The organism is Mycolicibacterium aichiense (assembly GCF_010726245.1).
GTDB classification, from domain to species: Bacteria; Actinomycetota; Actinomycetes; order Mycobacteriales; family Mycobacteriaceae; genus Mycobacterium; species Mycobacterium aichiense.
The window spans coordinates 5,367,664-5,375,828 of the sequence record NZ_AP022561.1; the positions used below are offsets into that span (position 1 = coordinate 5,367,664).

The 8,165-nt window shown below is 68.9% G+C and carries 9 protein-coding genes; 2 read left to right on the forward strand and 7 right to left on the reverse strand.

What is annotated here, in order from left to right; genetic code table 11:
- The first annotated feature begins 54 nt into the window (after positions 1 to 54).
- Positions 55 to 1,263 (forward strand): DNA polymerase domain-containing protein, encoded by a 1,209-nt coding sequence (locus G6N32_RS25895; protein ID WP_115318283.1) that lies wholly within the window; start codon positions 55 to 57, stop codon positions 1,261 to 1,263.
- A 95-nt stretch (positions 1,264 to 1,358) separates the two neighbouring features.
- The gene (locus G6N32_RS25900; protein WP_115318282.1) at positions 1,359 to 2,384 is read left to right on the forward strand and encodes a CopD family protein; all 1,026 of its coding nucleotides are present in this window, start codon (positions 1,359 to 1,361) and stop codon (positions 2,382 to 2,384) included.
- On the opposite strand, the gene G6N32_RS25905 is transcribed toward G6N32_RS25900, so the two are convergent.
- The 7 genes from G6N32_RS25905 to G6N32_RS25935 are packed head-to-tail and all read right to left on the reverse strand — an operon-like array spanning position 2,350 to position 8,159.
- Positions 2,350 to 3,072: a siderophore-interacting protein gene (locus G6N32_RS25905; protein WP_115318281.1), complete on the reverse strand. Its 723-nt coding sequence runs from the start codon at positions 3,070 to 3,072 to the stop codon at positions 2,350 to 2,352. The genes G6N32_RS25900 and G6N32_RS25905 overlap by 35 nt on opposite strands.
- A 14-nt stretch (positions 3,073 to 3,086) precedes the next feature.
- A complete protein-coding gene (eccE, locus tag G6N32_RS25910) occupies positions 3,087 to 3,965 on the reverse strand; it encodes a type VII secretion protein EccE (protein ID WP_115318280.1) in 879 nt (292 codons plus the stop codon).
- On the reverse strand, positions 3,962 to 5,344 hold the full coding sequence (gene mycP, locus G6N32_RS25915) for a type VII secretion-associated serine protease mycosin (protein WP_410432408.1): 1,383 nt from the start codon (positions 5,342 to 5,344) through the stop codon (positions 3,962 to 3,964). The genes eccE and mycP overlap by 4 nt, the downstream gene beginning before the upstream one ends.
- Positions 5,326 to 6,717, reverse strand: coding sequence for a type VII secretion integral membrane protein EccD (gene eccD, locus G6N32_RS25920; RefSeq protein ID WP_115318278.1), 1,392 nt, complete (start codon positions 6,715 to 6,717; stop codon positions 5,326 to 5,328). Before eccD ends, mycP begins: the two co-directional genes overlap by 19 nt.
- 18 nt (positions 6,718 to 6,735) lie before the next feature.
- Complete coding sequence (locus tag G6N32_RS25925; RefSeq protein ID WP_115318277.1) at positions 6,736 to 7,575, reverse strand: ESX secretion-associated protein EspG; 840 nt, start codon at positions 7,573 to 7,575, stop codon at positions 6,736 to 6,738.
- A gap of 3 nt (positions 7,576 to 7,578) precedes the next feature.
- Positions 7,579 to 7,866 (reverse strand): WXG100 family type VII secretion target, encoded by a 288-nt coding sequence (locus tag G6N32_RS25930; RefSeq protein ID WP_115318276.1) that lies wholly within the window; start codon positions 7,864 to 7,866, stop codon positions 7,579 to 7,581.
- Entirely contained in the window at positions 7,866 to 8,159 is a 294-nt protein-coding gene (locus tag G6N32_RS25935) for a type VII secretion protein EsxS (protein ID WP_115318275.1), read from the reverse strand. Before G6N32_RS25935 ends, G6N32_RS25930 begins: the two co-directional genes overlap by 1 nt.
- Between the last annotated feature and the right edge of the window lie 6 nt (positions 8,160 to 8,165).

Here is an 8,165-nt window from a genome sequence, read left to right on the forward strand (position 1 = left end):
AGGTGACGCACGTCGCAGCCAAGACGGAACGAGCACGCTAATTACCATGGCCTCATGGCCGACTCCATGAAGATCGGGGGCCGCCAGGTCACCATCAGTCATCCCGACAAGGTGGTCTTCCCGGCGGCCGGCGAACGGGCTGCGGTCACCAAGGCCGACCTCGTCAGCTACTACCTCGCCGTGGCCGACGGTGCGCTGCGCGGTGTCGTCGACCGACCGATGATCCTCAAGCGGTTCGTCAAAGGCATCACCGAGGAAGCGATCTTCCAGAAGCGTGCCCCGGAGAAGCGCCCGGACTGGATCGAGGTGGCCGAGCTGCGCTACGCCCGGGGCACATCGGCCAAGGAAGCGGTACTCCACGAAGCCGCCGGGCTGGTATGGGCGATCAACCTCGGCTGCGTCGATCTCAATCCGCACCCGGTCCGCTCGGGTGACCTTGACCATCCCGACGAGCTGCGCATCGACCTCGATCCGATGCCGGGTATCGAGTGGCCGCAGATCCTGGATGTGGCCCAGCTGGCTCGAGAAGTGCTCGAGGACCACGGGCTGACGGCCTGGCCCAAGACGTCGGGCTCGCGGGGATTCCACATCTACGCCCGGATCGCACCGCACTGGCCGTTCAAGCAGGTGCGGCTGGCCGCGGAGACCGTCGCCCGCGAGGTGCAACGCCGAGCGCCCGACCTGGCGACCAGCCAGTGGTGGAAGGAAGACCGCGGCCAGCGAGTCTTCGTCGATTTCAATCAGAACGCCAAGGACCGCACCGTCGCCTCGGCCTATTCGGTGCGGGCCACCCCGGACGCACGGGTATCGACGCCGTTGACGTGGGACGAGGTGCCCGGCTGCCGGGCCGAGGACTTCACGATCCTGACCGTCCCGGCCTGTTTCGCCGAACGCGGCGATCCCTGGGAGTCGATGGACGACGCCGTCGGCTCGCTGGACCGATTGCTCGTGCTGGCCGAGGAACTCGGCCCAGCCGAGAAGCCGCCGAAAGGCAACAAACCGCTGATCGAGGTTGCCCGCACCAAAACCCGGGACGAGGCGATGGCTGCGCTGGATGTCTGGCGGGCCCGCCACCCCGAGGCGGCCACGGTCCTGCAGCCCACCGACATCCTGGTGGACGGAATGCGCGGGCCGAGCTCGATCTGGTACCGCATCCGGGTCAACCTCGAACACGTTCCCGAGGCCCAGCGACCGGAGCAGGAAGAGCTCATCGCGGATTACAGTCCCTGGGAGGGATATTCGGGGCGCCAGGGCCGACCCTGAGCGCCAGAAGCCACGCACAGTCCGCACACAGGGTGAACAAAGCCGCGAACTCTATCGTGTATGTCGATAGCTGCTCTGAAGATTGGACGTCTCACGTGTCTGGCCCCACCCCACCGGCTCCGGCCGCCATCGACGTCGCAACCCAGGTGGTTTACTACCTGAGCTTGTCGATTCCGGTCGGAATCGGGCTGACCGCAGGCGCTTTGGCGATCCCCGAGTCGCGGGGCGGTCGCGTCGCGCAGCAGGTTCGCATACTCGCCGTTCCGGCCGCGGTTGTCGTACTGCTCGGTGTCGCGCTGCAGTTCCGTGCCACCGCGCACCTCAGCGTGATGACACTCGCCCAGCTGCTCGCGCTGATGCTGGCCGCCTGCGGGTTGGTGGCGCTGCGATGGAATCAGTCGCGGACGCTGCCGCTCGGCGTCGCCGCGGTTGCGGCGGTCGCGGCGGTGATCCCCGAAATCCCGCTGCAATTCGTCAATCTGACTCGGGTGGTGTCGAACGCGCTGACGGCGGTGCACGTTCTCGGTGCGATCACCTGGGTGGGTGGACTGGTGGTCCTGTCCGCGACAGGAATTGCTCTACGGCGCAATACGACTCGAGACGACGAGGGCGTGGCGGCGGACTGGGCGCGGATCTGGGAGCGGTTCAGTCTGATCGCGATGGTTGCGGTCGGTGCGCTGGTGGTCAGCGGCTCTTGGCTGGCGTGGAGCCACGTCGGAACGCTGGACCAATTGCTCACCACCGCTTACGGGCGCGCGCTCGCGGTCAAGCTCGTCCTGGTGGTCCTGCTGCTGTGTGCCGGCACATACAACGTACGGGTGCTGCTGCCGCGCATCCGTGCCCTGCAGTCCAGCGGCGAACCTCACGGCCTTTTTCACCTTGCCGCCCAACACTTTCCCGCGGTCGTCCTCGCCGAAGCCCTGGTGGCGATCTGCGTACTGACCGTGGTTCCGTTCCTGCGCGGGTCGGCGCGCGCCCAAGCGGGCAGCCCTGCGGCGGTGTCGTTCGACCTGGGCACCTTCGGCGTGGGGGCCGTGCTGATCGCAGCGGTCGCGGGCGCCATGTGGGTGGGTAGCCGCCGGCCGGTCACGCCCCTTGCGCCCAGTATGCCTGCGCCTTGATCGAATTGCGCGGGATGCGGTACTGCTCGCGGAGGACCTTCGCGACAGCGCGGGTTGTCCGATTGTCGCATGCGACCCAACCGAAGTGGTCCTCCGCGTCGTAGGCGGCCCCGCTCACGGCGTCGACGAGTCCCGCGCCTGATTCGGTGCGGTCGATCCATTCGACCCCGGCGTCGCGAACCACCGGTAACTCTTTGTCGTCGTCGTGGCCGGCCGCGAGGAACACCCGCGCGGGAGCATCACCGATGGACTCCAGCAGCGAGTTGATCGCCGGCAATGATGCTGTGTCACCGACGATCACGTAGCCGGCCGGTGCCGGATCCGGCAACGTGAAGCTGCTGCCGAGCATGGTGGCGCCGATCGTGTCGCCGGTCTGAGCCGCACACGCCCACCGGGAGGCGATGCCGTCGTGCAACGCGAACTCGACGTCGAAGCGGTCGCCGGCCACGTCGGGGTTGGCCAGGGTATACCCCCGCTGGTGCAGTTTCGTGCCGTCCGGGAACCACATCCGGATCCACATCGTCGTATGCACATCCCGTTCGGCCAGCAGGCCGCCCGCATCGAAGTTCAGTCGCAGGTAGTGCTCGCTGAGCTGCTCCCGGCCTGTCACCGTCAGTTCGTAATCCGCGGCGCCGAACAATTTCAGAATGGTGCCCTGCCAGCCGCGTGACGCCATCTCGTTCACCATTGGGGCTCCTTTCCTCAGACGATTCGCGTACCGGACAGCGGGTGCAGCGCAGCAAGGGCGGTGGCTTGCCGTCCGGCGATATCGGTGAGTCCGGGCACAGGCGCCGGTCGGGCCGGGGGTTCTTCGGTGCGGATCGCGACGCCGGCCTTGACATCGGTGACCGTCGAGGGGCCCGCGATCTCCACCACCGTCCAGATCTCCTGCGCCCCGGCGGCACTCACTCCGCCGAGCACCGTCTGCGGATCGGCAACGCTGTAGGTGGTCAGGTGGCCGCGCGAGTCAGCGACCGATCGCCATCGCTCACGCGCATTCGCCGCGGCCAGGGCGGGCACGTCTGCGGCGTCGACAAGCGTGGCAGTCCAGCCGGTTTCATGCAGATGGCCGGCCAGGCGGCGACCCGCGTTCTCGGCGGTCTGATGCAGCGGGATCTGCGCCGACCGGCCTTGCAGCGCCGCCAGGTTCCGCGCGCCACTGAAGGTCAGACCGATCCACGTCGTGGTCGAATCCGGAGTCGCGCGGGTGGTGACGCGAACGGCATCGCACACCACTCCGTAACGATCGAGGTAGCCGGTCAGCAGGCCGAGGGGCAGCTCGCCCTGTCGGCTGTCCACCCGTAGCAGAACAGTCGCGACCACGTCGGTTCCCGTTCCGCGGATCTCGGCGAAGGCGCCCTCAATCGGTCTGCGGCTCAGCAGAAGTCGCAGCCGACGCCACAGGATCGTGGTCAGGAACTGACTGCGCCACCAGATCAGCGACACCAGCACCACACCGACTGCGATACCGAGCGCCCACCGATCGGTCATCGACCGCCAGGGGTATGCCAGCACCGCCGTGGCGATCGCCAACCCGACAACGGTGAGCCGACCGGCGCTCGGTCCCTTGACATCAGTCATTCTCGTTCTTCCTTGCGTCTGCGGGTGACGACCGCGACCACGATGACGGCAGCGGCGAGCACGGCCGTTCCGATAAAGGCCACCGTGCGCGGGGTGTGATCGACCGGCGTTGGCGGTGTCGGTGCCGCAACGCGTGTGGTGACCGGTGCCGTGTCACCGGCCGGACTGACGGTCCAGGTGAGGGCGCCGACCGGATCCAGCGCTCCGGCACCGACCAGGTTGGACGGTGCCTGCGCCGCGTTGTGCGCAGTTGCCGTCAGGCGCCGGATCACCTCGTCGGAGCGCATGCCCGGGTTGCGGCTGCGGACCAGTGCGGCGGCTCCGGCGACATAGGCGGCGGCGAAACTTGTTCCGTCCAGCGGCGACATCCCGCCGCGCCCGTCGGGCATGCCGTTGGCCAGCCCACCCACCGCATCGTTGCTCAGCGATACGACGTTCTCTCCGGGCGCGGCGATGCCCACCCACGGGCCGGCCATGGTGAAGTCGGTCGGTTGTCCGTCGGCGGTCAGCGCCGCAACCGAAAGGACGTAGGGCTGCCACCACGACGGGACCGATACCGAACTGACGCCCGCCCAGTTCCGCGGATCCCCGGGGCTGGTCGAGTCGCCTGCCGGGTTCGACGCGCACTGGGTGCCCGGCGTGCCGTCCATGGAGGCCCCGGCATTTCCCGCCGCGGCGACGATGACGACGTCCTTGTCGATCGCGGCGTAGCGCAACGCTGCGCCCAAAGTCTGCTGATCGCTTAGCTTGTCAGGCTTCAGACAGGTGGTGGTGGAGATGTTGATGACGGTGGCGCCAAGGTCGGCGGCATGAACTACCGCGCGGGCCAGGGTTTCGATCTCCACGTTTGCCTGGACCGACGCCGGGTCCTTCCCCCCGGCGCTGGGTGAGAACCGCGGCGAGGCCTGCCGGATCGACAGCAGCCGCGCCGACGGTGCGACGCCGCTGAATCCGTCGGGTCCGGGTTGCCCGCCAATGATCCCGGCCACCAGCGTGCCGTGGCCATCACAATCCGTCAGCCCATCGCCCGAGGCGAGGTAGTCGCCGCCGCCGACCACATTGGGTAGCCGTGGGCCCGGCCGGACACCGGTGTCGATGACGGCGACGGTCTGGCCTTCACCCCGCGAATACTGCTGGGCTCCGGCCAGATCGAGCATCACCGAATTGGGGCTCACGGCAGCTGGGTCACTGCCGGGACGCACACCGGTCGTCACGCATTCGGACCGCTGGGACATCCCCGCGGTGGGTCCGACGGTCCCGGCCGGGGGCTGCGCCCCGGGGTCGGCGACGGGCGGGTTCACGGCGCCGGCTGCCGGCGCAGCCATCAGCAGTACCACCGCGGCGACCGCGGCGGCCCGCATCATCGATCGAGTACCCATGTGAAGACGCCCACGAGATAGGCCATCACGGGGATCAGCGATGCGTCCACCCCGGCGGCGAGGAAGCCCACCAGGCGGCGCGCCGGTAGCGAATAGCGTTCGGCGGAGGCAGTATCCGGATTGACGGCAACGATCACCCACACCGCGGTGAGCGCTCCGAGCATCACGAGAGCCCACAGCGCGGCAATGAAGCGGTGCTGCGCGGCGAACGCGACCAGTAGTCCTGCGGTCACCAGGAACGGTTGAGCGAGCAGCCAGCCCTTGCACGCCGCGGTGTCCCACACCCTGGCGCGGAGCACGGCCGCGGCTGCCGCGGCCACCACCAGATACCAGCCCCAGACCCCGGGACCTTCGGTGCGCCCGGCCACGATCAGCGACCCGGCACTGGACAGCAACACGCTGCCTGCGATCACACCGGTCTGGTGCGCTTCGGCGACCCGGACCCGGCGCGGCAGATCGGTGAGCAGGCGGGCCGCGGGGCTCGACGGCGTCGGATCACCGGGGGCCGGGATCACCGGCAGCGGGAACCGGGCCCACATCGCCGCGAGCGCGGGGGCCGAGACGGCGAGCAGCAGGGCAACCAGGATCAGGGCACAGCCAACCGTCCGGGCGGGTAGTTGCCACAGCGCCGCGGCGCCGGCGACCAGCAACACGCCCACTCCGACAACAGCTGTGGCGGTGAACAACCCGACGCCGTCCTCGGTCTGGGTCAACACGATCAACGACCACGCGGCCACCCCGGCCGCGGCCAGCATCACATGCGGCGATCCCCACAGTCCCGGCACGGCCAGCCAGAATGCCGACGCGATGGGCAGCAGAGCCGCCGCCGACACCTCGGTGGCGAGCCGGGCGGACCTGGCCCGCAACACCAATCCGGTGACCGCGGTGAGCACAGCCAGGGCGGCGACCGCGTACAGCCCGATCGTCGAGGCGGTCACGGTGCGGTGGGTTATCGCCACCGCGGACAATGCCACCACGAACACCGCGGCGGCCAGTCGCGCGCCCAGCTGCAGACGGTGCGGCCCCCAGGGCCGGGTGCGGGCGGCCGAGAAGATGACGGCGGCGTCGGCGACGTCCTCCACCACCCCGGGTGCGGTCGGTCCAGTCGGAACAGGCTGCAGCGCAAGCAGATCACCGTCCACCACACCGACGGTGTCCAGACTCGCGTCCACGCTGAACGGCGGGCCGCCGATCGGGGCGAGGGTCATCGGGCTGGGGCTCGCGGTCTCGTCGTCAGAGTCCGGCGGCACCAGCCGCTTCACCGCGGGCAGGATCTCGCGCAGTGGCAACTCCGCGGGCAGCGCCACGTCGGTGATCCGGCCATACGCCAGAACGGCGACCCGCACGATCGGCAGCACCGGGGTTTCGGTCATTGTTGTTCTCTCTCTGGATCAATTCGTGGTGAAGTCGCGTGTCAGCGTGGCGGACGGGTACCAGCGGCCATCCGGCAGCGTGGCGGTGAGCCGGTCGAGCGCCAGCGCGATCGCGAACGGGCTGCCCGGCGAGAACGTCGACAGCCACTCCCCGTCGGCCGCGCGTTCGGGGTTCACCAGCACGCGACCGGCGTCGCTGTCGACGATGCCGACGCCGACCTCGCTGAGGCGGTGGACACCGTCATGGGCGGAGCCGGCGCGGATCTCGACGTAACTGCGCGGTCCGGTGAACACCGATCGCACCACCGGGACCGCCGAGCCCGGGATGCCCAGATTGTCGAGGACTCGGTCGAGATCGGCTCCGCCCCGCAACTTTTCGTCGGCCCGGACCCCGGTTCTGGTCGGCAGGGTGAACTCCGCGAACCGTGCCGGTGAGCGGTCGGCCAGCCCGGCGGCAACGACCAGAGCAAGCGCCAACGGGTCGCTTATGTCGAGTTCGGTGAGAGTGACCAGCTCCGCACTGCGCAGCGCCACCACCGTGTGGTCTCCGCGGCGCGCCACCAGGCCGCGCAACATCTCGGCACCGGTACCCCGAACGTAGCGGAGCTCGAGCCACCGGTCCGGCGCGCAGACCGTGCGTGTCCAGCGGGCCACCGCGGGTGCCACCGTCCCGTCCTCGCGCATCACCCGTGCGCGGGTCAGCTCGGCTCGTAACCGGGCCAGGATCGCCGGGGCCTCACGCTGGTCGGCCACCGCAGGCGTGATCGCCAGCACCCACGGAAACGAGCCTGCACCAACGCTTTCAGCGACGCACCATGCGGCGTCGGCGGTCAACTCGACCGCGTTAGGTGCGGCCACGTCTCAGCCCCACTTGGCGCCTTCGGCTTGATCACGCGCATGCATCGACAGAGTGTTGGTCTCGTGGGTGCCCGCAATCGCCCGGTACGCGCGCACCAGTTCCTCCATGGCGAGGTTCCACTGCGCCTGCCATGCCTGGTAGGTCATCCCGCTCTCGCCTTGCCATGCCCCCTGCAGGGCGGACTGCTCAGTGGCGATATCGGCGCCGACTGCCTGCAGTGTGCCTGCGTAGCCGGCCATATCACCGGCATGCCCCAGCATGGCCGGGTAGTTGTACATGATCTGAGACATCAGAACCCCCCATAAGTCGTTGCCGCTGCGGCATCCTGGGCCACATAAGTTGCGCCGGCCTCACCGAGGTTCACCTGCGCGATGTCGAGCAGCGAGTTGACCTTTGCGGACACCTCGACGAACCGCGCATGCGCGGCTTGGAAAGCGGCCGAGGACTCGCCCATATGGAACGCCTGCGCAGACATTGCGGCTTGTTCCGCCTGTGCGATAGTGCTGCGCATCAGCGCCGTCTTGGCGCCGAAGGCCGCCTCGGCGGCCACGAGTTGCGGTATGTGCGCATCCAGCATGCTCACGGTATT